Raw genomic sequence first — 22,846 nt, forward strand, 5'->3', positions numbered from 1 at the left:
TTGAAAAGCATGAAGATCAGCTCCCTTTCCCCCTCTCCCCTCTGGGGAGAGGGTTGGGGTGAGGGGTCGATCCATCTGACACCACAACGACCAATCAAACACCCACAAAAAACCCGGCCTGCGCCGGGTTTTTTGTTAACCGATCACTGCATCCACGGTGGAGGCGGTTCTTCGGTTTTGCCCGGTGGCGCATCATCAGCCGCGCGCACCGCTTGCTTGCGCTCTTCATCCAGGCGTGCCGCCTCGATTTCGCGGATAACGCCGCCAACGTCTGCCAACTCTTCCGGCTCATCAAACTCGCCGGTCAACACGCTGGCCGGGTGCAAGGTGCCGGCTTCGTACAGGGCCCACATTTCCTTGGCGTACTTGGTCTTCTTCAACTCCGGCGCAAACCGCCCGAAGTAGGAGGCCATGTTGCCCACGTCCCGCTCCAGCATGGTGAACGCGTGGTTGTTGCCCGCCGCATCCACTGCTTGAGGCAGGTCGATGATCACCGGGCCGGTCGGGGTCAACAGTACGTTGAACTCCGACAGGTCACCGTGCACCAGACCGGTACACAACATCAGCACGATCTGGGAAATCAGGAACGCGTGGTATTCACGGGCCTGGTCCGGTTCCAGCACCACGTCGTTCAGACGCGGCGCAGCATCGCCGTATTCATCGGCCACCAACTCCATCAGCAGTACGCCTTCGAGGAAGTCATACGGCTTGGGCACCCGCACACCGGCGCCGGCCAGACGAAACAGGGCCGCCACTTCGGCGTTCTGCCAGGCGTCCTCGGTTTCTTTCTTGCCGAACTTGGAGCCCTTGGCCATCGCCCGAGCCTGTCGGCTGTTGCGTACCTTGCGGCCTTCCTGATACTCGGCCGCCTGGCGGAAACTGCGTTTATTCGCCTCCTTGTAGACCTTCGCGCAACGTAGCTCGTTACCGCAGCGCACCACATAAACAGCTGCTTCTTTACCACTCATGAGTGGGCGCAGCACCTCGTCGACCAGACCGTCCTCGATCAGGGGTTCAATGCGTTTTGGAGTCTTCATCAGCTTTTATTGTGGGTCCTTTATTACCAAACACGCGAAAGTCATTCGTTATACGGCAATCCTCGCGCCTCGGGGAGGGGTTGCCGACCTATGAACATGGCGGATGCACACAATGTGCCGAAATTAACCGGTAAATCCCGCGCCGTTCATCGACCGGTGGAGATCATAGCTGAGCCGCCGACACTTGTTGGCGACGGGATGACAGGGCATTTACGACAGAAGCTGACATCCGGATTCCTCCTATTTGTAGGTTTTTTCTCAACGGGCCTCAATTTCCCATTTTTTCAGCCGAAGTCCTGAGAGAGAAAAGGATTTGTCTGACAATCGTTGCGACTAAAACGACGATGCCGCTTCAAGGAATCGAGGTAATCAATACCGTTTTCGGCTGCCAATAATCCGCGAGTCATCTGCACTGCGTGGGCCTACAAGAAAATCTGGAGCGCGGATGAACATCAAACAGAAGTTGACGTGGGCGTTTGCAATCATCGCCTGCTTGCCGGTGGTGCTGGTCGCCACCCTTGTAGTGCTGAACTTGCGCAGCGATGCCAAGGACGATTTCGTCGACGGCAGTGGTCGCGAGATTCGTCAGGTCGCCAATGCCATGCAGCTATTCTTCGACGGCATCAGCCAGAACGTCGATTACCTGGCGTCCCAGCCGCTGATCAAGAATACCGACGACAGCCTCAAGACCTACATGGCCGCCAACGCCGAGAGCATTCCTCAGGGCGAGATGGACAAAAAGGTCTTCACGCTCCTCCAGGACCTGGGCAACACCCATCCGTCCTACGCCTACGCGATCGTCGGCACCGCAGCCGGCGGTTATGTGTCCTGGCCGGATGACGCGAAACTGAACAACTATGACCCGCGCCAGCGCCCCTGGTACAAAGCCGCACAGGCCAAGCCGGGCAAGCCGTTTCGCACCGAGGCTTATTACTGGGCTCAGGATGACGCGTCCTACGTCAGCACCGTGCGCACCATCGATAACAAGTTGGGCACCAACGGTGGCGTGGTCAGCATCGACGTGACGCTCAAGCAGCTCACCGAAATCGTCAAACAGATCAAGCTCGGCGAAACCGGTTACCTGATGCTGCTGGAAAACAGCGGCACGGTGCTGGTCGATCCGAAGCAACCAGAGCACAACTTCAAGGCCCTGGGCAGCCTCGGCGAAGGCTACGCACAACTGGCCAAGGCTGGCAAAGGCCTGGTGGAAGTCGAGCTGAACGGCGAGCGCTACATGGCCAACGTCTGGCCATCGGAGCAACTGGGCTGGACCTTCATCGGCCTGATCAAGCAAACCGATGTAATGAGCTCGGCCACCCAACTGACCTGGCTGATCGCGGGTATTGCCGCCGTACTGGCCGTGTTCTTCGCCATCGTCGGGGCCAGTTTCGCCCGCGTCATCGTGCGCCCGATCAGCAGCGTGGCCAGCGGCCTGGAAGGCATCGCCCAGGGCGAAGGTGACCTGACCAAGAATCTGGAAATCCGTGGCAGCGACGAAACCGCGCAACTGGCCAGTTGGTTCAACCAGTTCCTGGCGGCGATCCGCAACCTGATCCAGAGCATCGGCGGCGCCGCGAATAAAATCCTCGCCACCTCCCAGAGTTCGACTCGGGTCTCCAGCGACATGGCCGAAGCCGCCGGGCGTCAGCGTGAAGCGGTGGACATGGTGTCCACGGCGTTCCACGAAATGGTCGCCACCGCCAACGAAGTCGCCCGCTCGTGCAGCCAGGCCGCCGAGTCAGCCGACAGTGGTCAGCGCCAGGCGCGCGAAGGTCAGCAGCAGATCGATGCCGCTGTATCCAGCGTCGATCGCTTGAGCCAGGAAATCGAATCCTCAGCGCAGTCGATGCAGCAACTGGAACGCGACAGCAACGACATTCAATCGATTCTCGGGACCATTCGCTCGATTGCCGAGCAGACCAACCTGTTGGCGCTGAACGCCGCGATTGAAGCCGCACGGGCCGGCGAACAGGGTCGTGGGTTTGCGGTGGTGGCGGATGAAGTGCGCGCCCTGGCGAAACGCACAGCCGATTCCACGGCGGAAATCGACGGCTTGCTCGGCACTCTCGCCAAGCGCACCAGCCAGGTGACCCAGCAAATGCACGCGAGCCTGGAAGTGTCGCAGCAGTCGGTCACCCGCATCGGCGAAGCGCGCAACAGCTTCGGGCAGATCCGTGAGTCGGTGGATGTGATTCGCGATATGAACACGCAGATCGCGACGGCGGCGGAAGAACAGCATTCGGTGGCAGAGGAGATCAATCGGCACATCAGCCAGATTCATGGTGATGCGCAGTTGGTGGCGGAGCTGGCGAACTCGGCGCGACTGGATTCCCAGAGTTTGGCCGGGTTGTCGAATGAGTTGGATGGGTTGGTTCGTCGGTTCAGGACTTGAAAATGAGGGTGGTCTTATAGGCCACCCCTCACCCTAACCCTCTCCCCAAGGGGTAGAGGGGACTGACCGAGGTGTTCTTGGAGCTACATCGACCTGAAATATCGAGTCGAACTCAGGTTTTGAAAAATCCCCGATCTGCTCCCTTTCCCCCTCTCCCCTGTGGGGAGAGGGCTGGGGTGAGGGGCTGGCTCTCACTGCCGAAATAATTCCCCCGGGGTAAACCCGAACAACCCCTTGAACGCCGCAATAAACGCTGACGTCGAGTCATACCCGCAAGCCAGCGCCGCATTGGTCACGCTGTCGCCCTCCTCCAGCAAACTCAGCGACGACAGCAGCCGCGCACGCTGACGCCAGCCTCGAAAGCTCAAACCCGTCTCGCGCTGAAACAGGCGCATCAGGGTTTTCTCCGAAGTGCCCAACCGCGCCGCCCACTCCTGCAACGTCGCGTTCTGTTCCGGGTTTTCGATCAGCTCGTTGCACAACCCCAGCAAACGTTCATGCCGGGGCAACGGTAGCGAGAACTCCACCTCCGGCAAACTCGCCAACTGATCCAGCAACACATTCACCAGCCGCGCTTCCTGGCTTTCGCCCTGTGGATACTCCACCGGCAGCAGGCAAAAACTCTTGATCAGCTCCCGGGCCAGCGGCGTCACCTCCAGCACTCGGCAACGTCCGTCTGCCCATTGGCAATCCTCGCGGCGCACATAGAGGCTGCGCATTTCGGCGCGCATCGACGTGACGACTTGATGTTCGAGATCGGCCGGAATCCAGATGCCCCACTGCGGCGGCGCAAAGAAACTGCCCTCGGCGGTATGCACCCCGAGCACGCCGCTGATGGCGTAGGAGAATTGCACCCAGTCGTGGCGATGGGGCGGTGTCCAGGAACCGGCGTTGAGGCTTTCGGCGCGGGCGAACAGTGGGCGCGGTAAGGCGGTTAGCGCCGGGATTGAGCGTTCGAGGGAAAGTTGTCCGTTGGACGTCATTGTTGAGCCTTGTGTCGCAGGACGGCGGATAGCACCGACCTTAGAACAAGTCATCAAGTCTTACAAATATCCCCTGTGGGAGCGGGCTTGCTCGCGAAAGCGGTGTGTCATTCAACAGTGATGTCGACTGATCCACCGCTTTCGCGAGCAAGCTCGCTCCCACAGGGTCTGCGGTTGGTCTTAGCGTTCGATGATGGCCGTTACGCCTTGGCCGCCAGCCGCGCAGATAGAGATCAACCCCCGCCCCTTGCCCGCCGCATCCAGCAACTTCGCCAGGTTGGCGACGATGCGCCCGCCGGTGGCGGCAAACGGATGCCCGGCGGCCAATGAGCTGCCCTTGACGTTGAGGCGGCTGCGATCAATCGAACCCAGCGGCGCGTCGAGGCCGAGGCGGGTTTTGCAGTATTCGGGGTCTTCCCAGGCTTTCAATGTGCACAGCACCTGGGCGGCGAAGGCTTCGTGGATTTCGTAGTAGTCGAAGTCCTGCAAGGTCAAGCCGTTGCGCGCCAGCAAACGCGGCACGGCATACACCGGCGCCATCAGCAGGCCCTCGGCACCGTTGACGAAATCCACCGCCGCCGCTTCGCCATCACGTAAATACGCGAGGATCGGCAAGCCGCGTTCCTTGGCCCATTCCTCACTGCCCAGCAACACCAGCGACGCGCCATCGGTCAACGGCGTGGAGTTGCCTGCGGTCATGGTGCCTTTGGCGCTTTTCTCGAACGCCGGTTTGAGCGAGGCGAGTTTTTCCAGGGTCAGGTCCGGGCGCAGGTTGTTGTCCCGGGTCAGGCCGAGGAACGGTGTCATCAAGTCGTTGTGCCAGCCTTCGGTGTAGGAAGCGGCCAGTTTCTGGTGGCTTTCGAGGGCCAATTGATCCTGCTCGGCGCGGGGGATGTTCCAGGTCTGGGCCATCAGCTCGCAGTGTTGCCCCATGGACAGGCCAGTGCGCGGCTCACCGTTGCGCGGGAATTCAGGGACCAGATGACCAGGGCGCAGTTGCAGGAAAGTTTTCAGCTTGTCGGCGGTGGTCTTGGCGCGGTTGGCTTGCAGGAGGATTCTGCGCAGGCCTTCGTTGATGCCGATCGGCGCGTCGGACGTGGTGTCGACGCCGCCGGCAATGCCGCAATCGATCTGGCCCAACGCAATTTTATTCGCCACCAGCAGCGCGGCTTCCAGGCCGGTGCCGCAGGCTTGCTGGATGTCGTAGGCCGGGGTGGTCGGCGACAGCCGCGAGCCGAGCACGCATTCGCGGGTCAGGTTGAAATCCCGGGAATGCTTGAGCACCGCCCCCGCCGCCACCTCGCCCATGCGCAGACCGTGCAGGTTGAAACGTTCGATCAAGCCTTCGAGCGCTGCGGTGAGCATCGCCTGGTTACTGGCGGTGGCGTACGGCCCGTTGGAACGGGCGAAAGGAATACGGTTACCGCCAATGATCGCGACGCGGCGCAGCTGAGTCATGAAAAGCTCCTTCCGAAATTTAAAAATGTGTACACGGCCCACTGTGGGAGCGAGCCTGCTCGCGAAGAGGCCGGCACATCCAACATTTCTGCTGACTGACACACCGTCTTCGCGAGCAGGCTCGCTCCCACAGGGTTCGGTGTTTTCCTGAAAGTCCTGCTACACATCAATCACCTGTGTTCAAGCGTAGGCCTAATCTCGTGGATCGAACGACTGATCGCCATTCGTGGTCCACACTTTGAACCCCAGCTGCCGGAGTGCGTTCCATGTCAGACCGTTATATCGACTTCGCGAATTCGTCCATCGGCCACCGTCTGGTCGGGGCCTTGGGCCTGCCGTCGCCGGTGCGTCTGGAACGCTGGCAAGCCGGGCGCCTGCGGCCTGTCGAGGGGGCGCTGCTGATTGGCGGCGGGCCACTGGCGGAAAATATCGGCGTGTTCGCTAACCGCCTGACCGATGCGATTTACAGCTACGGCGCCGAACCGTCCCTGGCCACTGCGTGGATTCCCGGCCACGGCCCGAAACTCAAAGCCGTGGTGTTTGATGCCAGTCATTTGGTGCAAACCGATCAGCTCAAGCAACTGCGCGAGTTTTTTCAGCCACTGATGAAAAACCTCGATCACAGCGCCCACGTGGTGATCCTGGGACGGGCACCGGAAGGCCTCAGCGATCCGATTGCCTCCAGTGTCCAGCGTGCCCTCGAAGGTTTCAGCCGTTCCCTCGCCAAAGAACTGCGCAGCGGCGGCACTTTGCAATTGATTTATGTCGGCGACGGAGCCGAGGATCAACTGGAAGGGCCGCTGCGATTTTTCCTCTCGCCCAAAAGTGCTTTCGTGTCCGGGCAAGTGATTCGATTAGTCGCGTGCGATACGCCGGTGCAGGACTGGACGCGTCCGTTATCCGGGCGCAAAGCGCTGGTCACCGGCGCGGCTCGCGGCATCGGCGCCTCGATTGCCGAAACCCTGGCCCGGGACGGCGCCGAAGTGATCCTGCTCGATGTGCCACCGGCCAAGGCTGACCTCGAAGCCCTCGCCGCACGCCTCGGCGGACAGAGCATCACCCTGGACATTTGCGCCGAAGACGCCGCCGCGCAGTTGATCGAACACCTGCCCGACGGCATCGACATCGTGGTCCACAACGCCGGCATCACCCGGGACAAAACCCTGGCCAACATGACTCCGGAATTCTGGGACGCGGTGCTGGCCGTCAATCTCAACGCGCCGCAAGTGCTGACCAAAGCCCTGCTCGACGCCGGCACCCTGCGCGATAACGGGCGGGTGATTCTGTTGGCGTCCATCAGCGGCATCGCGGGCAATCGCGGGCAAACCAACTACGCTGCGAGCAAGGCCGGGCTGATCGGGCTGGCCCAGGCCTGGGCGCCGCTGCTGCATGAGCGCGGCATCAGCATCAATGCGGTGGCGCCGGGGTTTATCGAAACCCAGATGACTGCGCACATTCCATTCGGCCTGCGTGAAGCCGGACGGCGCATGAGTTCCCTGGGCCAGGGCGGCTTGCCCCAGGACGTCGCCGAAGCGGTCGCCTGGCTGGCGCAACCGGGCACCGGTGCGTTTACCGGGCAAGCATTGCGGGTGTGTGGGCAAAGTGTCTTGGGGGCATAGCGATGATCACTGACTGGCACACACTCAACCGCGAACCGAGCCTGCCCGAGTTGTACGTGCGGGCAGCCCTGCGCCGCAAAATCACTGGCACCGCCCTGCCTGATACGGGTTTGCGTTGTTGGCTCGATGTCGATCCGAAACGCCTGGCGGCTTATCGCACGGTCTGCGGTTTTGCTGACAATGGCCTGTTGCCGCCGACTTATCCCCATGTGCTGGCATTTGCCTTGCAGATGCAATTGCTGACGTCCAAGGAGTTTCCATTTCCGTTGCTGGGCCTGATTCACCTGAGCAATCGCATTCGCGTGCTGCGGCCCATGGGCGGAGTGCATCGCGCGCGGGTCAGCGTGCAAGTGCAGAACCTGCAACCCCACGCCAAAGGGGCGACGTTCGATCTGGTCACGACCCTGGATGATCAGTTGGGCACGCTGTGGGAAGCTGAGAGCCAGATGCTGTGTCGCGGGGTGAAACTCGATGGCGAGCCGGTCGAGGATGAGTTGGCACCGACGCTGGCACTGACGCAAGTGGCGCGCTGGAAAGCCCCGGCGGACATTGGTCGGCAATACGCCAAGGTGTCCGGGGATTACAACCCGATTCACCTGAGTGCGGCCAGCGCCAAGCTGTTCGGTTTTCCTACAGCGATTGCCCACGGGTTATGGAACAAGGCCCGGACGTTGGCAGCGCTGGCGGATCATCTGCCGACGGCGAACATTGAAATTGCGGTGCAGTTTCGCAAGCCGGTGCGTTTGCCCAGTGAACTGACGTTGCTCGCCAGTGCGGCGGCGTCCAGTGGGGATTTGCAGTTGGTCGGTGCCGGGGAGCTGGAGCATATGGTCGGGCATTGGCGGCCTGTTGCCTGAGCTGATGATTTTTCCCACCTGTGGCGAGGGGGCTTGCCCCCGTAGGGTTGCGAAGCGACCCTTTTGATCGTTCTCGCGCTCTGCGTGGGAATGCAGCCCGGGACGCTCCGCGTCCCCTCAGAGCCGAACGCGGAGCGTCCGTTGAGGCATTCCCACGCAGAGCGTGGGAACGATCAGGTACCAGGGAACCCCGGTTAATTGTGTATATAACTTAAGTGTTCTCCTGCGCCATTACGCGTCTGCGTCAAAACCCTCCCCATTGATTTACAACGAATTACCCCACGCGCCGCACCCAAGGTATTAGCCCTTAGGCAGCATTCCTGCGCCCTATATGAAGGGGTAATACCAACTTGAGAATGGTACGAAAACGCCCCTGAGTTTGAGATGCGCACAACGGACGAAGGTATTGCCGGCGACAGATCGGCAGGCCATCGAAGACAACGGTCGTTGTAACAGGTGCAAGGAATCACTCTCATGAACACTCAAGTGTGGTGCAAGGCAACAACCTGTCCTCGGCGGCGGTAGGGTTGAGGTTTGGCGATGCGAAGTACTACAACGTCGCGCTGGAAGCGGTCAAGCCGATGTCGGATGAGGCGCTGGATACGTTCAATCGACGGCCGCGGTATAGCGTGAGTTTCAGTTATCAGTTGTAGGACGCCTTCGCGAGCAGGCTCGCTCCCACAGAGGTTCTGCAGTGTTCACAGAATGTGTGTTCACTGAAGACCAAAGGTGGGAGCGAGCCTGCTCGCGAAGGCGATGGGTCAGGTAAATACCCGACTGGATCAGAACGCGTAACGCACCTTCGCCGTAAAGGTATCGGCATTGAAGTCAGTGCTGGTCACGTAGTTGTAGGACCCACCGACACTCCAGGCACCCACGACATAGTTGGCGCCCAGGCCCACTTCATAGCTGTCCCGCACCGGCGTCGTGCCGCGAGTGGTGAACGAGTCGCCGCCCAGCACAAAGGCCGAGGTGGTTGCGGTCTTGTCGCCGATAAAGTCGTGCCACGCCATGACCTTGGCTTCAGGTTCGAAGCTGCCGGTGCCGACATCGAATGCCGCAGCCAGTCGTGCACCGACACCCATTTCGCCCACTTCATAGCGCTGACTGTCGACGTTCAGCGATGCCGAACTGCCCTTCTCGCGGTAAGCGTCCATTTTCACGCTGGCATAACGCGCGCCGATCTGTGGCTCAAGCACGACGCTGCGGTCCAGGCGAAAGCTGTAGCCGGCCAGGGCATTCACGCCGTAGATATCGCTGTCGAAATTGCCTTTGGCCTGGGTGCCGGCGATGTAGCGTTTGGATTCGTTGTCGTTCCAGCCGTACATCAGCGACGTATCCACGAACCAATTGTCGTGGGTCCAGTTGCCATACAGCGTCAGCGCATGGCCGGTTACCTGGGTTTTGTTGCCAGTGTCGGCTTTCACGTCTGTGTCGAGGTAGCTGTAGGCCACGCCCACGGCGGTGTTGGCATTCAACTGGCCATCGGCACCCACGGCAATCCCGTGGCTGTCGGCGTCATAACCCGCCACACCTCGGCGGGCATCCTGATTGGCATCGCTGGTCAACGCTTGCAGCCACACACCTTTTTCCGGCGCGGTGCGATCCGTGCGGGCACGGCTCGAACGCTCGTTGATCGCATTCGCCACCAGGGTCTGGCTGTTGGTGGTGGCGTGCAGCACACCACGGCTGACATCCGGGCCGAGTTTCTCGGCCAGTTTCGCCAGCTCGGCATTGGTGGTGGCATTGGCGAACGCCTGGAACACCGGGTCGCGTTCATCGACCTTGTCCATCAACCCGGTGGAAACCTCGGCCACCGCGTCGGCTGCGTTTTTGCTACCGCCAGCGTCGAGGGTATTTTGCGCAACCACTTCGTCCGGTTTGGTGCTGACCAACGCCTTCACGTCGTTGCCTTCGACGCCGTAGCTTTTCACTTGCAGCAACGCCGAGGTGGATTCCACCGCCAGGTTCTCGCCACCGAGCAGTTGCCCGGAGCGGATCAGCGTATAGCGCGTGCCACCCGACGCAGTCTGGAAATCACTGGAGCGCGCCTGCAACTGCAGGTGGGCGCCGGGAGCGATGTCCGAAGTGCCGGTGACGGTGAGCACCGGCCGATTGACGTCGGTGTCGTTGCCCAGGGACATCACCAGCACTGAGTCGGCCTCTTCCATGTCGAAGTCGCCGTTGATCGTGGTGTGCGGTTTCACCAGGGTCAATTGACCGGCTTCAATCGTGACGTAGCCGGCCTTGATGGTCGAACCGTCAAAATTCGCTTCGCCACGGATCAGCACCCCGGACAGGCCCAGCACGTCACCTTTGATGTCGCCATTGCTCCAGTACAAATAGCTGGCGCCATCATCGACCTGAATCGCTGCCTTGCCGCCTTCGATCAGCCCGGAAAATTGGTTGATGCTCAAGGATTTGCCGACAGCTTGATTGCTCACGTGGATACCGATGCTTTCACCCGAGAGCGTGCCCGAGTTGGCAATGCTGCTGGTGTTCACACCGGCCGGCACGTTGAAGGTCGCACCCTTGAGGGTCAGTGCCTCGGCATTTGCCCCGGTGGCCGTTATCGACTTGGAGTTGTAGACCGGCAGGGTCTGGGTCGTGTTCTCAAGGTAAATACCGTGGGCATTCGTACCGCTGACGCTGATCGTGCCGTCGTTGATAACGCCCTTGCCGAGCCGGCTTCCAATCAGGGAAACACCGGTGGCGTTATTGCCGGTGACGGTGATATCGCTGGAGTTGATGAAGTTACCGACAATCTGATTGCCATTATCGGCCATGCCAATCGAGTCACCGATATCAGCCAGCCCATTGACCGTGATCGACCCCTGGTTCACCAGGTTATTGCCGATTCTCGGCCAAGGCGATGTCCCGCGACTCGTGAGAATACCCACGCCATGGGTCGCGCCATCGATGGTGATCGTGGCTTTGTTGGTCACATCGTAATTAGTCGTGAGGGTGGTGAATTGCGCCGCGCTGGTCAGCGCCGACGGCGAGGTTTGCACCACGTTCGCGCTGCCGGTGAGGTTTACGAAATCATAGTATTGGTTGTAGTTGACCAGCGGCCCGGTGCCCACGTCGTAGTTGAACGTGGCGGCCTGGACGCCAGGCCCGTGAATGGTGGCAGCGGCAACAGAGAGCGCCAGCAACGAGCGGCGCAGGCATGAGGTGTTCAATCGAGAATCCCTTCCGAAACTTCAAATGGCAGTTCCAGCAGGGTTACGATTTTGGTCAGTCATCCCTGCCGTCCCGTCAGCAGGGTGCTGATTCAGGCGCGGCAAATGTACACGAGCCATCATTTCGACACCATACAAATGTCAAAGCGATGGCGTCAAAATTAATTGATCAAAGATTAGCCAGGTTGGCTGAAGATTGCGGAAATAGATTGTTCAACGTTTCGAGCAACCGCACGTGGTAGATGGGCTTGCGAAACAGGTCGAGCACCTGCAAGCGCAGCATGTCGCTGACGTCTTCCATGTCGGCATGCCCGGACGTCACGATCACCGGCAGATGCTGGCGCGAGGTGTGTTCACGCAGGCGCTTGATCAGCGAAATGCCGCTCTCCTCCGGCATGCGCAGGTCAGTGATCACCAGGGCGATATCCGGGTTGCGCGTCAGATGATGCAGGGCGAGCTTGACCGAGGTGGCCGTAAAGCAACTGAAGCCTTCGCCCTCCAGCAGTTCCGCCAGTTCCAGCAACGCGTCTTCTTCGTCGTCAACCAGAAGCAACTGTTGGCGCGGTGGCGAAGAAGCGTTCATGGGCAGTACCTGAGAACTGAATGTAGAAGCGAGTGTAGCGTGTCATTGACTTGCTGCGAGGTTCACAGTGATCAAGGCGTTTGCACTGGCGCGGTCTGGGCCGTTCCGCCCAACGCCACCAGCACACTGTTGAAAATCCCCAGGACCTTGGTCCCGACCGGGGTGATGAACACCACGACCACCACGGCCACCATCGCCACCACAATCGCGTATTCGATGGCCGATGCCGCTTCAGTGTTGTTCAAAAACAGACGCGCCCGCAGCATCAGGTATTCAAAGAGCATGGAAGTTCTCCTTCGTGCCAAAGGCACTCAGTCAACAACAATCCAAAACCCGCACTAACGACCGGACGTGCCGCCCAGGGCCAAAACCCCGGAGGCACACGCACCGGCATTGCCGGGGGAATAACCTTGACTAAGGCACCACCGGTTTGACCACAGCCGTCCCACCGAGCGACGTCAGGACCAGGTTGAAGATGTTCAGAACCTTGGTACTGATCGGCGTCACAAACACCACGACCACCACCGCCACCATGGCAACCACTATCGCGTACTCGATCGCCGATGCACCTTCAGTGCTTTTGAAGAACAACCGGGCTCTGAGCAACAGATATTCGAGAATCATACGTCTACTCCTTCGCGCCTCTGGCGCCGACGAAACGGTACTGCGACAGGGTTTCACTGTGCCATCAGAGCATTGTCAACAAACCTGCTGCCAACAACTGTAATAACGGATTAATCACAAAGTAGTAGTCGACATCCGTGGTCGAAAACCAGCGGTTAATTGACCAATTCTCAATGCCTTGTACAGATATTTTCGGTGCCCGTAATGGCGTTTTGCTTTAGATCGACTAGCGTGGAACTAGCGAAATAGTTGCATGTTCATAGCTGCCTGATTGCGAAAACGCCCTGTCAGCAATTGCGGGTTGTTAGTGCAGCAGGAAAGGGAGAGCCGTCATGAACAGTCGCATCACCATGGGCCTTGCCGGCTTGCTTTTGCTCGGGGCGATTTTTGTCGGTTATTGGGGCCTGGTGCTCAGCCGCCAGCCTGTTCCTGCCGTAGCGCCAGTCGCCACGCCGACCGCCGCCGTAACCGTGGAAAAAACCGTTGCCGCAGCCGAAGACCAGACTCGTCAACCGGTGGTTGTCCTGATCCATGACGTCCCGCCATTCACCCCGCTGACCGCCGCCGACCTGGCCGTGGAAAAACTTCGCAGCGCCCCCGCCGGCAGCCTGAACAACCTCGACCAGGCCATCGGCCGCACGCCTTGGCGCCGCCTCAGCGCTGGCACCTGGCTCAGCGATGACAGCTTTGAGGCGGGCGGCACACTGGCCCGGATGATTCGCAGCAACGAACGCGCCCTCACCGTGGCGGTGGACGAAGTGATCGGTGCCGCCGGGCAACTGGTCCCGGGCGACTACGTCGATGTGCTGCTGTTTCTGCGCCAGGACACCAGCAACTTGCAGCAGTCGGCACAGATCGTCGTGCCCGCCATGCGCGTACTCGGTGTCGGTGAGCAATTCGGCCTGACCAACGACGGCCAACCGGCCACGCCAGCCCTGAGCGCCGATGACAGACTCAAACAGGATCAACGCCGGATCGCCGCGCGCACCGTGGTGCTGGCGGTGCCCGAACAACTGCTGAGTCGGCTGATGCTGGCGACCCAGGTCGGCACCTTGCGCCTGGCGGTGCGCAGCAGTGAAGAACAACGCCTGGCCAAATACTGGGCCGGTGAAAACCAGGCGCCGGGCAAGCTGGACAGCGCCAATAGCCAGCTCTTCCAGTTCACCCAACTGGCCCTCGGCGCCGCCCCGAAAGGACCTCCCAGCGGCGGTGCAGCACCACGACGTGCCATCGAAGTGATTCGCGGCAATCAGCTCACGCAACAAACCCCATGACTGATCAAGGATGCAGCTGCATGCAGAGTCGCCCCATGCCGATATTCAACTCCGTGTTCTGGGCCTTGATGCTGGTGACCCTGCCTCTGGAAAGCGCCTTCGCGGTGACCGGCAATTGCGCCGCTCTGGGGCGTTTGCCGCCGGTGATCGAAATCGGCGAAGGCTTGCAACAGGACCTGCAATCGCCGGTCGCGATCACCCGTCTGGCCATCGGCGACCCGAAAATTGCCGACGTGCATCCCAATGGCAGCAGTTCGTTCCTGTTGACCGGCATGGCGCCCGGCGCCACCAGCCTGATGATTTGGACCGCCTGCGCCAGCGAGCCACGCCAGAGCATGGTGTTCGTTCAGGGCCGCGCCACGGCAGCCCTGACCGGCGACACGCTGCTGCCGTCCGATGACCCGTCGCTGCCGTCACAGGTGCAAACCGATATCCGCTTCGTCGAAGTCAGCCGCACCAAACTCAAGGAAGCCACCGCCTCATTGATCGGTACTCGCGGTAATTTTCTGTTCGGCGCACCCGGCACGTTACCGCCCATCGACGGTGTGCCGACGCCCAGGCTGCCGGTGGATAACAGCCTGTTCAACTTCTCGTGGATCGGCGGCAAAACCATGATGATCATCAACGCGCTGGAAGGCAGCGGCTTCGCCTACACCCTGGCGCGGCCCAGCCTGGTGGCACTCAGCGGGCAGAGTGCGAGTTTCCTCGCCGGCGGCGAAATCCCGATCCCGGTGCCGAGTGCCGGCAGTGACAACGTGTCCATCGAGTACAAGGAATTCGGCATCCGCCTGACCCTCACGCCGACCATCATCGGCCGCAATCGCATCGCTCTGAAGGTCGCGCCGGAAGTCAGCGAACTGGATTTCAGCAACGCCGTGAACATCGCCGGCACCACCGTGCCGGCCCTGACGATCCGCCGCACCGACACCAGTATTTCCCTGGCCGACGGTGAAAGCTTCGTCATCAGCGGCTTGATCAGCACCACCAACAGTTCTCAGGTGAACAAGTTTCCGGGGCTGGGCGACATCCCGGTTCTGGGTGCATTTTTCCGCAGTTCACAGATCAATCGTGAAGAACGAGAGTTGCTGATGATCGTCACCCCGCACTTGGTTCAACCCTTGGCCGCCGACGCGCAACTGCCGTCGTTGCCGGGGGAAAAACTGCGCAATTACGACCCGAATTTCTATCGCATGTTTTTCCTGGAAAACGGCAACTTCGACAAACGCAGCGGACTGTCGCAATGAGCCAGAGCCTGAGTCAGACCTTCCTCGCCATCACCCGCAACAGCACCGACCTTGAGTGGCTGCAAGGCGCCCTCGCGCCCCTCGGGCAAGTGGTCAGCGCCGGCGGTGGCAGCCTCGACGAGTTGCTGGCGCTGGTGGACGTGACCTTCGCCAGCCTGGTGTTTGTCGGCCTCGACCGCGAACACGTGGTGGCCCAGAGCGCGCTGATCGAAGGTGCCCTGGAAGCCAAACCAATGCTCGCGATCGTCGCCCTCGGCGACGGCATGGACAACCAATTGGTGCTCAACGCCATGCGCGCCGGTGCGCGGGATTTCGTCGCCTATGGTTCCCGTTCCAGCGAAGTCGCCGGGTTGGTGCGGCGCCTCAGTAAACGCCTGCCACCGGTAGCGCCAAACACACAACTGGGCGGCCTCACCGTGTTGTATGGTACCCAGAGCAATGGCGACGGCGCACTGCTGGCCAATCACTTGGCGCTGGTGGTGCAAAAGAGTGGGCAACACACCTTACTGCTGGACCTCGGTCTGCCCCGTGGCGACAGCCTCGCGTTGCTGGGGCTGGAAAGTTCGTTTCACTTCGGTGACGCGTTGCGCCATTTGCGCCGCCTCGATGCGACGCTGATCGACAGCGCTTTCACCAGCGCCGAAGCGGGGCTGCGGATCCTCGCCTACGCCAGCAACGACGCGCCGCTGGAAAGCACCAGCGCCGCCGAGCTGTACATGCTGCTCAGCGCGTTGCGCCAACACTTCCAGCACATCGTGGTGAACCTCACCGGCCAGCCCGACAGCGAAGCCTTGCGCACCTTTGTCAGCCACTGCGACAAGTTGCTGTGGTACAGCGACCAGAACGTCCTCGATTGCCGGCGCAACCTGGCGGTGCTCAACCTGTGGCGGGAAAAAGGCATGAAGCTTGATCACGGGCGCCTGTTGGTCGACCGCTATTTGGGCCATATCGCCCCGGACTCGGAAACCCTCGGCAAGACCTTCAACCTGGAAGTCATCGCGGTGTTGGCCTACAGCCCGGAAGTGCGCCTCAACGCGAAAAACCAGGGCATCACCCTGTTCGAACTGGCCCCTCGGGAAAAACTCACCCAAAGCCTGCGCACCCTCGGCGAACGCCTGGCCAAGCGCTCCGAAGGCCTGGCCAAACCCAAGGCCGGTTGGTTCGACCGTTTGAGGGGCGCGCAATGAGCAGCGAAAAACTCTTCGGCGCACCCCAGCGCAGCACCGCCGGCAACACCGACCATGAAGGCCTGAAACTGGTGCTGCACCGCTACATCATCGACGCCATCGAAGAGTCCGGGAAAAACCTGCTGGAAGGTTCGCGCCAGTTGCTGGCGCAGTTCGTCACCGACAAAGCCGCCGAATACATCGCCCGCCTGCACCTGGCGATTTCCCGTTATGAAATGGAGCGGCTGGCCGAAGAAATCGTCGACGAACTCACCGGTTTTGGTCCGCTGGAAGTCTTGCTGCGCGATCCGGCGGTCACGGAAATTCTGGTCAACGGCCCGCATCGGGTGTTCATCGAACGCGATGGCGTGCTGCACCTGAGCGACCTGCGTTTTATCGACGCGCACCATGTGGAGCGCGTGATGCAACGGATCCTCGCGCCACTGGGACGGCGGCTCGATGAGTCCTCGCCGATGGTCGATGCGCGGATGCCCGATGGCAGTCGGGTCAACGCGATCATTCCGCCGATTGCATTGGACGGCCCGTGTTTGTCGATTCGTAAATTTCGCAAGGACATGCTCAAAAGCAGCGACCTGATGGCGATGCAAACTATCGATCAGGCGATTTTCGAGTTCCTGCAAAACGCCGTCGGCAAGCGCTGCAACATCCTGATCAGCGGCGGCACCGGCACCGGCAAAACCACGCTGCTGAATATTCTCAGCCAGTTGATCAATCCTCATGAACGGCTGGTGACCATCGAAGACGTGGCCGAATTGCAACTCGGCCACCCCCACGTGGTGCGCCTGGAAACCCGCCCGCCAAATGCCGAGGGCCACGGTGAAGTGAAGGCCAGCGACCTGATCCGCAACGCCCTGCGGATGCGCCCGGACCGGATCATTCTCGGCGAGATTCGCGGCGTCGAAGTGCTCGATGTACTCACCGCGATGAACACCGGCCACGACGGTTCGATGAGCACCGTGCACGCCAACAATGCCCAGGACGCCTTGCTGCGCCTGGAAACCCTGGTCGGCCTCACCGGGCGCACGGTCGCGGAGCGCACCTTGCGCCAAATGATCTGCGCGGCACTCGACGTGATCATCCAACTGACGCGCATGCCCGATGGCCGGCGCTGTGTCAGCGAGGTGGTGGAAGTGGTCGGTGTACGCGAGGACATCTACGTCACCAACACCCTGTTCCGACTCGACCGGCGCACCGGTTTCGGTTTCCTGCGCGAAGCGGTCAACCCGGCGGGTGACAAGCTGCGGCATGAGTCGAGCCTGGGCTGATTCCATGGAGCATTCGGCATGATCGTACCGATCATTCTCAGCGTGATTTGCGTGATCCTGCTCGGGCTCTCGGTGTGGCTGTTCCTGCACGGCATCCGCAAGACCGGCAACGAACGGGTGCTCAATCGGCTGGCTCAGGGTCAACCGCAATTGGCGGTTCAGAAAACCACGTGGGTCGGTCTGGAGCGCATGTTTTTACGGGCCGGACTGGGTCGTCCCACTGAACGTCTCGGGCTGTGGCTGACGCTGTGGGGCGTGGCGATGCTGCTCGGTTATGCAGTCGCCGACTGGGTCGGTTTGCTGACCCTTTTGCTCGCGCCGCCACTGTTGCTGCGGCTGTACATTTCATGGCGGTATCGCCGCCGTCTCAATCGCATGGTCGAACAATTGCCACAGTTACTGGACCACACCGTGCGCAGTCTCAAATCCGGTCGCACCCTGGCCGACGCGGTCATGGGCGGGATCGAAGCCAGTGATGATCCGCTGAAACACGCCATGGGCCGGGTGCAGCGCAACGTGCAACTGGGGGTGAATTTGCCGGACGCTGTCAGCGATTTCGCCGAGCTCTATGAACAGGACGAACTGCGCATGTTTGCCCTCGGCCTGAAGGTCAATCATCGCTACGGCGGCAACGCCAGCGAGTTGCTGGAAAACCTGATCAAACTGATCCGCGAACGGGACCAGGGCTCCCGGCAACTGCGGGCGATGACCGGCGAAACCCGGATGACGGCGTGGGTGCTGGGCTCGTTGCCGATGATTCTGGTGAGTTACTTCATGCTGACCAATCCCGGCTACATGCTCGGTATGTGGCACGACTCGGGCGGCCAGACCATGTTGATTATCGCGGTGGTCTTGCAGGTGATTGGCTGCCTGGCGCTGTGGCGCATGTTGCGGAGTGTCTGACATGGTCCTGCTGGCGAGTCTGATGTTGTTTCTCGGCGCCTTGCTGCTGGTGTCCAACCACTTGCTGCAAGCGCGTCGCCGGGTGCGCCAGGTGACCCAGCGTTTGCAGGGGCAACTGGTACGGGAAAACCGTTTCGGCAGTTGGCTGCGGGTGCTCGGCAACAGCAGGTTTGGCCAGCGTTCGGTCAGCATCGACAGCGAAACCCAGACCCTGCTCAGCCGCTTGGGCTGGCGTCGCGCCAACGAGCGCGCGGTGTTCGCGGCCTGCCAGGTGGGTACGCCGTTGTTGATGCTGGGGTTGGGTTTGTTCTTGAAAGAAGTGTTTTTCCCCCTCGTGGCCAACGGCTGGCTGCTGCCGATGTTCGGTACCGGCCTCGGTTACTTGCTGCCCAAACGCTTGCTGGCCTACGCCGCTGCGCGTCGGCAGAAAACCATCGCTGTGGAAATCTCGACCTTCATCCCGCTGCTGCGCATCCTTTTCGAATCGGGCATGGCGGTCGAACAAGCGTTGCGGGTGCTGAGCACCGAAGGGCAAAAACTGTTGCCTGAATTGACCAGCGAATTGCGCCTGATCCTGACCCGCGTCGATTCCGGTCTGGAGCTTAGCCAGGAGTTGCACAAAGCCGCGGTGATGCTGGCGGTGGACGAGTTCAGCGACACCTGCGTGATCCTCGAGCAACTGATTCATCAGGGCGGCGGCGCGATGAAATCGCTGCTGGTGCTCAAACAACTGCTCGATGATCGGCGCCTGACGCGGCTGCAAGAGTACATCTCGAAAATGTCGGCCAAGATGTCCGTGGTGATGATGTTGTTCCTGTTTCCAGCCCTGTTGATCGTCCTGGCCGGCCCCGGGTTTACCGCGATTACCCGGGCGTTTGCCAATTGAGTAGCACATCTTTTTGAGGGAATCTGATGAAAGCATTGATTGCTGTAGTGAGCCTGCTGATGCTCGCCGGTTGCGCCACCGACGGGCAGGCGCCGTGGTCGGCGATGATGTCGCCGGCCAGTTGCAGCAAATTGAGTTCTGATCAGGAACTGGCCCTCAACCTGGCCGACGATCTGGCCAGCGACGGCAAACTGCACGCCAGCCTGGCCAACTTGCAGAGCCTGCCCGACAACCTCAGCGAAGTGCGTTTGCGCAAGGCCAAGGTCTATCGCCTGCTGGGCCGCAGCGAGGCTGAACCGTTGTATCGCAGCCTGTTGGGGACGTGCCTGTCGGCCGACGCCGAACAGGGCCTGGGTCAGTTGTTCGCCGCAAAGGGTGATTACGGGCAGGCCCAGGCCCATTTGCAACGGGCCGCTCGTTTGGCCCCGACCGACGAGAAAATCCGCAATGATTTGGGCGTGGTTTATCTCAACCAGTTGCGGCTCGACGAGGCGCGTTTCGAATTCCTGACCGCCATTGAACTCAAGCAGCACGACAATCTGGCGGCGGCGAATCTGGTGACGTTGTTGCTGTATCAGGACAACTGGCAGCAAGCGGCAGAAGTGGTCAGCCGCTCGCACCTGACGCCGGAACAGTTCACCGACGCCCAGGCTCGCGCGGAAAAACTCAAGCAACCGGGCAAGGGTAAAGCGGCTGTCGGTGATCAAGTGGCGACGGTGACGGATAGCCAACCGACGTCGGTTAAATAGGAGCTGGCCATGATCAAATTATGCGGCCTGAGTCTGTTGATACTGCCCCTGAGCGCGATGGCGATCGACGCCGGACCGTCATCGGCGCAACAGCAGGAAACCGAAAATTGGCTGGTGCTGCAAAGCCGTAACACCATGGCGTCCAAGACACCGCAAACCGCGAGCGCGGCGGAACGGGAAGAGGCGATGCAGCGCTGGTTGAAGAAATATCGGTATGAGATTCCGGATTTGTACGACCCGGATGCGGGCGGGAAGATTGAAATCAGCAAGTAGTGTGTCGTTCACAGATGTTGTGTTCAATGAAGATCCATTGTGGGAGCGGGCTTGCTCGCGATAGCGGTGTGTCTGGCGACTGAGATGTTGAATGTCAGTCAGCCTTCGCGAGCAAGCTCGCTCCCACAGGGGTTCAGCGTCGACCACAGATGTTGTGTTCACTAAACATCAACTGTGGGAGCGAGCCTGCTCGCGAAGGCGGTGTGCCTGGCGACATTGATGTTGAATGTGCAGCCGCTTTCGCGAGCAAGCCCGCACACAGGGGTTCATTGTCGTTCACGGATTTTGTGTTCACTGAAGATCCAATGTGGGAGCGAGCTTGCTCGCGATAGCGGTGAGTCAGGCGGCTGAGATGTTGAATGTCAGTCAGCTTTCGCGAGCAAGCTCGCTCCCACAGGGGTTCAGCGTCGACCACAGATGTTGTGTTCACTAAACATCAACTGTGGGAGCGAGCTTGCTCGCGAAAGCGGTGTGTCAGACACACTGATGTTGAATGTGCCGACGCTTTCGCGAGCAAGCCCGCTCCCACAGGGGGTCAGTGTCGCTCACAGATGTTGTGTTCACTGAAGTTCCAATGTGGGAGCGAGCTTGCTCGCGATAGCGGTGAGTCAGGCGACTGAGATGTTGAATGTCAGTCAGTCTTCGCGAGCAAGCCCGCTCCCACAGGGGTTCAGCGTTGTTCATAAATATTGTGTTCGGTGAAGATCCATTGTGGGAGCGGGCTTGCTCGCGAAAGCGGTGTGTCAGACACACTGATGTTGAATGTGCCGACGCTTTCGCGAGCAGGCTCGCTCCCACAGGGGTTCAGCGTCGACCACAGATGTTGTGTTCACTAAACATCAACTGTGGGAGCGAGCCTGCTCGCGAAGGCGGCTGCACATCCAACATTAATTTGACTGGCACACCGCTTTCGCGAGCAGGCTCGCTCCCACAAGGAGTCAGTGGGCTGTTACGCGCTGGCGCATCCCGGAGTTGCTCGGCGACAACGCCAGCGCCAGTTGCGTGCGGTTATGCATATGGGTCAGCCGCAACACCTGGGACACATACAGCTTCACCGTGTTCTCGGTAATCCCCAGCTCACAGGCGATCTGGTAATTGGTCTGCCCCTTGCCGACCAACCGCGCCACCTCCAGTTGCCGGGGTGACAGCTGATTGAAAATCGACGGGATTTCCACCCGATCAGCCTCACTGACAACACCTGGCCCAGTGCCCGTCAACGCAGACGAACGCGGACTGCGACGCACCTTGTCCAGGTCCTGATAAAGATCATCAATCGACTCGGACAGGTATTGCAGCTTCTGATTCAAATGCCCCAGTTGCACATCCTTATGCCGCTCCTGCAACGCCACTTCCTGACGCTGCAAACCCTCGAGCAACTCATCCAGATCAATCGGCTTCTGGTAGTAATCGGCAATCCCGGCGCGCAAGGCCTTGATCACCTCCTGCTTGTCGGCACGTCCTGTGAGCAGGATCGCTTCGAATACCCGATGTCGACCGCACAGCCGTTGCAGCTCTTGTACAAGCTGGATGCCGTCCATGTCCGGCATGTGCAAATCACACAGCACCAACCCGATGTCCGGATCCTGGGTGAAACGCTCGACCGCCTGTTTGCTGGATTCGCAAGGTACACAGCGATAACCGCTGCTCTCGAGGAATTCACACAGTTCTTCGACAATCAGTGGCTGATCGTCGACAACAAGGACTTTTACCGCAGACGTAAGCTTGTTCACGTGCTACTCCATGCAGGCCGAAAGCTGACCATTCCTGTACTAATAGCCGCCAGTTGTATAACTACTCTAACTTTGAAAGTAGACGCACTTTCCGACTATGTACATAGAACTAGTGGCCCCTTGCGACTAATGGGTCCAAACGAGCGTACACACCACGCCTACCAACACGAACGGCGCATATGGCTGTTTTTCTGACAATTTTGGATTTATATGTCGAACACCATGCTCAAGCCTTTGATTCATATAGAGCCAGACTTTTGGCGCAAGTAACAACCACAACATACTCGCCACGCCGGCACCGATAAACGCGCCAAGCAGGTGCATACCGTCGGTCGCCAGGCCCAAAGCTGTCATTAATTTCACATCGCCGGCGCCCATTCGCTTCATCGCATAGCCCGGCAAAGTGAATGCCAGCGCCAGTAAAAACGCCCACCCGCCCTGCTGCGCTGGCGCCCCGAGCCAGGTGTTGCCGCTCCACAACAGATAAACCAGTGCCGCGGCGCCAACGCCAAGGGTCAGGGCGTTGGCGATGTGGCGGTGACGCGCATCCTGAACCGCGCAAAGGGTTAGCCAGACAATCAAGACAAGGCTCTGCATCCG

General features: G+C 60.2%; 20 protein-coding genes and 2 pseudogenes. 13 read left to right on the forward strand and 9 right to left on the reverse strand.

Features of this window, described 5'->3' with window-relative positions; translation table 11 throughout:
- Window positions 1-143 precede the first annotated feature (143 nt).
- Complete coding sequence (locus BK667_RS29260) at window positions 144-1,037, reverse strand: PA4780 family RIO1-like protein kinase (RefSeq protein ID WP_123513886.1); 894 nt, start codon at window positions 1,035-1,037, stop codon at window positions 144-146.
- Between the two features lie 601 nt (window positions 1,038-1,638).
- Between BK667_RS29260 and BK667_RS34100 the strand changes: the two are divergent.
- Both BK667_RS34100 and BK667_RS34105 read left to right on the forward strand, forming a co-directional pair.
- Window positions 1,639-2,571, forward strand: a pseudogene (locus tag BK667_RS34100) (cache domain-containing protein); the annotation flags it as partial.
- Between the two features lie 129 nt (window positions 2,572-2,700).
- The gene (locus BK667_RS34105; protein WP_375539191.1) at window positions 2,701-3,429 is read left to right on the forward strand and encodes a methyl-accepting chemotaxis protein; all 729 of its coding nucleotides are present in this window, start codon (window positions 2,701-2,703) and stop codon (window positions 3,427-3,429) included.
- A gap of 191 nt (window positions 3,430-3,620) precedes the next feature.
- Here BK667_RS34105 and BK667_RS29270 read toward each other — a convergent pair whose 3' ends face one another.
- The gene (locus BK667_RS29270) at window positions 3,621-4,412 is read right to left on the reverse strand and encodes an AraC family transcriptional regulator (protein WP_123599654.1); all 792 of its coding nucleotides are present in this window, start codon (window positions 4,410-4,412) and stop codon (window positions 3,621-3,623) included.
- 180 nt (window positions 4,413-4,592) lie between these two features.
- Complete coding sequence (locus BK667_RS29275) at window positions 4,593-5,870, reverse strand: acetyl-CoA C-acetyltransferase (RefSeq protein WP_123513882.1); 1,278 nt, start codon at window positions 5,868-5,870, stop codon at window positions 4,593-4,595.
- A gap of 266 nt (window positions 5,871-6,136) precedes the next feature.
- On the opposite strand from BK667_RS29275, the gene BK667_RS29280 reads away from it, so the two are divergent.
- The 3 genes and pseudogenes from BK667_RS29280 to BK667_RS33350 form a co-directional block, all read left to right on the forward strand.
- Window positions 6,137-7,489 carry a 3-oxoacyl-ACP reductase gene (locus BK667_RS29280; RefSeq protein ID WP_123599655.1) on the forward strand — a complete coding sequence of 451 codons (1,353 nt, stop codon included), beginning with the start codon at window positions 6,137-6,139 and terminating at the stop codon, window positions 7,487-7,489.
- Window positions 7,490-7,491: 2 nt separating this feature from the next.
- Window positions 7,492-8,346 carry a MaoC family dehydratase gene (locus BK667_RS29285; protein ID WP_123599656.1) on the forward strand — a complete coding sequence of 285 codons (855 nt, stop codon included), beginning with the start codon at window positions 7,492-7,494 and terminating at the stop codon, window positions 8,344-8,346.
- Between the two features lie 491 nt (window positions 8,347-8,837).
- Window positions 8,838-8,999, forward strand: a pseudogene (locus tag BK667_RS33350) (hypothetical protein); the annotation flags it as partial.
- A gap of 129 nt (window positions 9,000-9,128) precedes the next feature.
- On the opposite strand, the gene BK667_RS29290 reads toward BK667_RS33350, so the two are convergent.
- From BK667_RS29290 to BK667_RS29305, 4 genes are all read right to left on the reverse strand, one after another.
- On the reverse strand, window positions 9,129-11,528 hold the full coding sequence (locus BK667_RS29290; protein WP_123599657.1) for an autotransporter family protein: 2,400 nt from the start codon (window positions 11,526-11,528) through the stop codon (window positions 9,129-9,131).
- Between the two features lie 169 nt (window positions 11,529-11,697).
- On the reverse strand, window positions 11,698-12,111 hold the full coding sequence (locus tag BK667_RS29295; RefSeq protein ID WP_123599658.1) for a response regulator: 414 nt from the start codon (window positions 12,109-12,111) through the stop codon (window positions 11,698-11,700).
- Between the two features lie 71 nt (window positions 12,112-12,182).
- Window positions 12,183-12,395 (reverse strand): Flp family type IVb pilin, encoded by a 213-nt coding sequence (locus BK667_RS29300; protein ID WP_123599659.1) that lies wholly within the window; start codon window positions 12,393-12,395, stop codon window positions 12,183-12,185.
- 130 nt (window positions 12,396-12,525) lie between these two features.
- Complete coding sequence (locus BK667_RS29305) at window positions 12,526-12,735, reverse strand: Flp family type IVb pilin (RefSeq protein WP_123513870.1); 210 nt, start codon at window positions 12,733-12,735, stop codon at window positions 12,526-12,528.
- Window positions 12,736-13,067: 332 nt separating this feature from the next.
- Between BK667_RS29305 and cpaB the strand changes: the two genes are divergently transcribed.
- Genes cpaB through BK667_RS29345 form a run of 8 tightly spaced genes read left to right on the forward strand, consistent with a single transcriptional unit; the run spans window position 13,068 to window position 20,516 of the window.
- Window positions 13,068-14,009, forward strand: coding sequence for a Flp pilus assembly protein CpaB (gene cpaB, locus BK667_RS29310; protein WP_123599660.1), 942 nt, complete (start codon window positions 13,068-13,070; stop codon window positions 14,007-14,009).
- 20 nt (window positions 14,010-14,029) lie between these two features.
- Entirely contained in the window at window positions 14,030-15,253 is a 1,224-nt protein-coding gene (locus BK667_RS29315) for a type II and III secretion system protein family protein (protein ID WP_123599661.1), read from the forward strand.
- Window positions 15,250-16,440, forward strand: coding sequence for a CpaE/TadZ family protein (locus BK667_RS29320; RefSeq protein WP_123599662.1), 1,191 nt, complete (start codon window positions 15,250-15,252; stop codon window positions 16,438-16,440). The genes BK667_RS29315 and BK667_RS29320 overlap by 4 nt, the downstream gene beginning before the upstream one ends.
- On the forward strand, window positions 16,437-17,705 hold the full coding sequence (locus tag BK667_RS29325) for a TadA family conjugal transfer-associated ATPase (RefSeq protein ID WP_123599663.1): 1,269 nt from the start codon (window positions 16,437-16,439) through the stop codon (window positions 17,703-17,705). The genes BK667_RS29320 and BK667_RS29325 overlap by 4 nt, the downstream gene beginning before the upstream one ends.
- A gap of 18 nt (window positions 17,706-17,723) precedes the next feature.
- A complete protein-coding gene (locus tag BK667_RS29330) occupies window positions 17,724-18,608 on the forward strand; it encodes a type II secretion system F family protein (RefSeq protein ID WP_123599664.1) in 885 nt (294 codons plus the stop codon).
- 1 nt (window position 18,609) lies between these two features.
- Window positions 18,610-19,494 (forward strand): type II secretion system F family protein, encoded by an 885-nt coding sequence (locus BK667_RS29335; RefSeq protein WP_123599665.1) that lies wholly within the window; start codon window positions 18,610-18,612, stop codon window positions 19,492-19,494.
- A 26-nt stretch (window positions 19,495-19,520) separates the two neighbouring features.
- Window positions 19,521-20,243: a tetratricopeptide repeat protein gene (locus BK667_RS29340; RefSeq protein ID WP_123599666.1), complete on the forward strand. Its 723-nt coding sequence runs from the start codon at window positions 19,521-19,523 to the stop codon at window positions 20,241-20,243.
- Window positions 20,244-20,252: 9 nt separating this feature from the next.
- The gene (locus tag BK667_RS29345) at window positions 20,253-20,516 is read left to right on the forward strand and encodes a DUF3613 domain-containing protein (RefSeq protein WP_123599667.1); all 264 of its coding nucleotides are present in this window, start codon (window positions 20,253-20,255) and stop codon (window positions 20,514-20,516) included.
- A 938-nt stretch (window positions 20,517-21,454) separates the two neighbouring features.
- Here the strand turns inward: BK667_RS29345 and BK667_RS29355 are convergent.
- Together BK667_RS29355 and BK667_RS29360 are read right to left on the reverse strand one after the other, a co-directional pair.
- Window positions 21,455-22,246 (reverse strand): response regulator transcription factor, encoded by a 792-nt coding sequence (locus tag BK667_RS29355; RefSeq protein WP_123599669.1) that lies wholly within the window; start codon window positions 22,244-22,246, stop codon window positions 21,455-21,457.
- A 126-nt stretch (window positions 22,247-22,372) separates the two neighbouring features.
- On the reverse strand, window positions 22,373-22,843 hold the full coding sequence (locus BK667_RS29360) for an A24 family peptidase (protein ID WP_123599670.1): 471 nt from the start codon (window positions 22,841-22,843) through the stop codon (window positions 22,373-22,375).
- Window positions 22,844-22,846: the final 3 nt, after the last annotated feature.

The sequence above is a fragment of the Pseudomonas frederiksbergensis genome (genome assembly GCF_003732705.1).
Taxonomy (GTDB): Bacteria; Pseudomonadota; Gammaproteobacteria; order Pseudomonadales; family Pseudomonadaceae; genus Aquipseudomonas; species Aquipseudomonas frederiksbergensis_F.

What these genes read in the sequence shown, in the direction of transcription:
- BK667_RS29260 (WP_123513886.1), bottom strand. Translation starts at nt 1,037, where the DNA reads ATGAAGACTCCAAAACGCATTGAACCCCTGATCGAGGACGGTCTGGTC.
- BK667_RS34105 (WP_375539191.1), top strand. Translation starts at nt 2,701, where the DNA reads ATGGTGTCCACGGCGTTCCACGAAATGGTCGCCACCGCCAACGAAGTC.
- BK667_RS29270 (WP_123599654.1), bottom strand. Translation starts at nt 4,412, where the DNA reads ATGACGTCCAACGGACAACTTTCCCTCGAACGCTCAATCCCGGCGCTA.
- BK667_RS29275 (WP_123513882.1), bottom strand. Translation starts at nt 5,870, where the DNA reads ATGACTCAGCTGCGCCGCGTCGCGATCATTGGCGGTAACCGTATTCCT.
- BK667_RS29280 (WP_123599655.1), top strand. Translation starts at nt 6,137, where the DNA reads ATGTCAGACCGTTATATCGACTTCGCGAATTCGTCCATCGGCCACCGT.
- BK667_RS29285 (WP_123599656.1), top strand. Translation starts at nt 7,492, where the DNA reads ATGATCACTGACTGGCACACACTCAACCGCGAACCGAGCCTGCCCGAG.
- BK667_RS29295 (WP_123599658.1), bottom strand. Translation starts at nt 12,111, where the DNA reads ATGAACGCTTCTTCGCCACCGCGCCAACAGTTGCTTCTGGTTGACGAC.
- BK667_RS29300 (WP_123599659.1), bottom strand. Translation starts at nt 12,395, where the DNA reads ATGCTCTTTGAATACCTGATGCTGCGGGCGCGTCTGTTTTTGAACAAC.
- BK667_RS29305 (WP_123513870.1), bottom strand. Translation starts at nt 12,735, where the DNA reads ATGATTCTCGAATATCTGTTGCTCAGAGCCCGGTTGTTCTTCAAAAGC.
- cpaB (WP_123599660.1), top strand. Translation starts at nt 13,068, where the DNA reads ATGAACAGTCGCATCACCATGGGCCTTGCCGGCTTGCTTTTGCTCGGG.
- BK667_RS29315 (WP_123599661.1), top strand. Translation starts at nt 14,030, where the DNA reads ATGCAGAGTCGCCCCATGCCGATATTCAACTCCGTGTTCTGGGCCTTG.
- BK667_RS29320 (WP_123599662.1), top strand. Translation starts at nt 15,250, where the DNA reads ATGAGCCAGAGCCTGAGTCAGACCTTCCTCGCCATCACCCGCAACAGC.
- BK667_RS29325 (WP_123599663.1), top strand. Translation starts at nt 16,437, where the DNA reads ATGAGCAGCGAAAAACTCTTCGGCGCACCCCAGCGCAGCACCGCCGGC.
- BK667_RS29330 (WP_123599664.1), top strand. Translation starts at nt 17,724, where the DNA reads ATGATCGTACCGATCATTCTCAGCGTGATTTGCGTGATCCTGCTCGGG.
- BK667_RS29335 (WP_123599665.1), top strand. Translation starts at nt 18,610, where the DNA reads ATGGTCCTGCTGGCGAGTCTGATGTTGTTTCTCGGCGCCTTGCTGCTG.
- BK667_RS29340 (WP_123599666.1), top strand. Translation starts at nt 19,521, where the DNA reads ATGAAAGCATTGATTGCTGTAGTGAGCCTGCTGATGCTCGCCGGTTGC.
- BK667_RS29345 (WP_123599667.1), top strand. Translation starts at nt 20,253, where the DNA reads ATGATCAAATTATGCGGCCTGAGTCTGTTGATACTGCCCCTGAGCGCG.
- BK667_RS29360 (WP_123599670.1), bottom strand. Translation starts at nt 22,843, where the DNA reads ATGCAGAGCCTTGTCTTGATTGTCTGGCTAACCCTTTGCGCGGTTCAG.